A 1,345-nucleotide genomic window follows, 5' to 3' on the forward strand; every position below is an offset into this window, starting at 1 on the left:
TGAACCGTCCTGGGTCTGGTGGAGACTGTGATCTCACCAGGAGAATGCCGTTATGGCTGCACCGAGGAAGTTCGACGAGGAGACCCGCCAGCGGGCGGTGAGGATGTATCGGGAACGGATCACCGAGCACGGTGATTCGAAGCTCGCCGCCCGAAAGCATGTCGGCGGATTGTTGGATGTGAACCCGGCGACGCTGCGGAACTGGATCGAGAAGACCGGTGCCGCAGACGAACCCGACGGTGATTCGTCGGGCGCCGATCGTGACGCGGAGCTGAAGGCGCTGCGCCGTGAGAATGCCGAATTACGAAGAGCCAACGACATTCTCAAGACAGCATCGGCGTTTTTCGCAGCGGCGGAGGTCGACCGCCGACTGCGGTGATCGTCGATTACATCGACGGCTACCGTCACCTCTACGGGGTCGACCCGATCTGCAGAGTGCTCACCGAGCACGGAACGAAGATCGCCCCGTCCACCTACTACGCAGCCAAACAGCGCGGCCGCGTCTCCGAGGCCGCGTTGGCCGAGGCGTACGCCGCGAACACCGTCCACTCGGTGTACCTGGTGAATCGGCGCCTCTACGGGGTCCGCAAGCTGTGGCACGCGATGACACGCGCTGGTCACGACGTCGGCCGAGATCAGGTCGGGCGGCTGATGGGCATCTGCGGCGCAGTCGGAGTCGTGCGAGGTCGCCGGCGCACGATCACCACCGAAAGCGACGACCGGGCACCGCGGCACCCGGATCTGATCGACCGCCGGTGGGATCTACCGGAGCGTCCCGATCAGTGGTGGGTCGCTGACTTCACCTACACCTGGACGCTCGCGGGGTTCGTCTACACCTCGTTCGTCGTGGACGTGTTCTCCCGCCGCATCCTGGGGTGGCGGGTGATGACGACGAAGGCGACACCGCTGGTGTCGGGTGTGCTCGAGCAAGCGTTGTTCACCCGTCGCAGGGCCGACTTCGCCTTCACTGCAACGGGATTGGTCCACCACTCGGACGCGGGCTCGCAATATACGTCGCTGGCGTTCACGGAGGCGTTGATCGAATCGGGGTTGGCGGGATCGATCGGCAGCGTCGGGGACGCGCTCGACAACGCGTTGATGGAATCGACTATCGGCCTGTACAAGTCGGAGCTGATCGACCGCCAGAAGTCGTGGTCCGGCAGGGCCGAGGTGGAGCGGGAGACCGCGTCGTGGGTGCACTGGTTCAACACCACCCGGTTGCACTCCTCTATCGGCTACACCTCGCCCATCGACTACGAGAACGAATACCGTCAGAACCGCACGAACGCCGCCTCCGACCGCGAGGTGGCCTGAACGAAGTCTCCATCAGGACCAGGACGGTTCA

1 protein-coding gene and 1 other annotated feature are annotated in these 1,345 nt (G+C 64.3%); the gene reads left to right on the plus strand.

Annotated features, from left to right (window positions below):
• Nucleotides 1-52: 52 nt before the first annotated feature.
• Nucleotides 53-1,314, plus strand: a protein-coding gene (locus AC59JP_RS23015) for an IS3 family transposase (protein WP_497328216.1) whose coding sequence is annotated in 2 segments (ribosomal slippage) — nt 53-347 and nt 347-1,314 — 1,263 coding nt in all. Because the reading frame shifts where the segments join, the coding sequence is not laid out codon by codon here.
• Nucleotides 337-468, plus strand: a sequence feature (AL1L pseudoknot). Its footprint overlaps the gene before it by 132 nt.
• Nucleotides 1,315-1,345 lie beyond the last annotated feature (31 nt).

The sequence above is a fragment of the Rhodococcus sp. 320_ES genome, assembly GCF_059691855.1.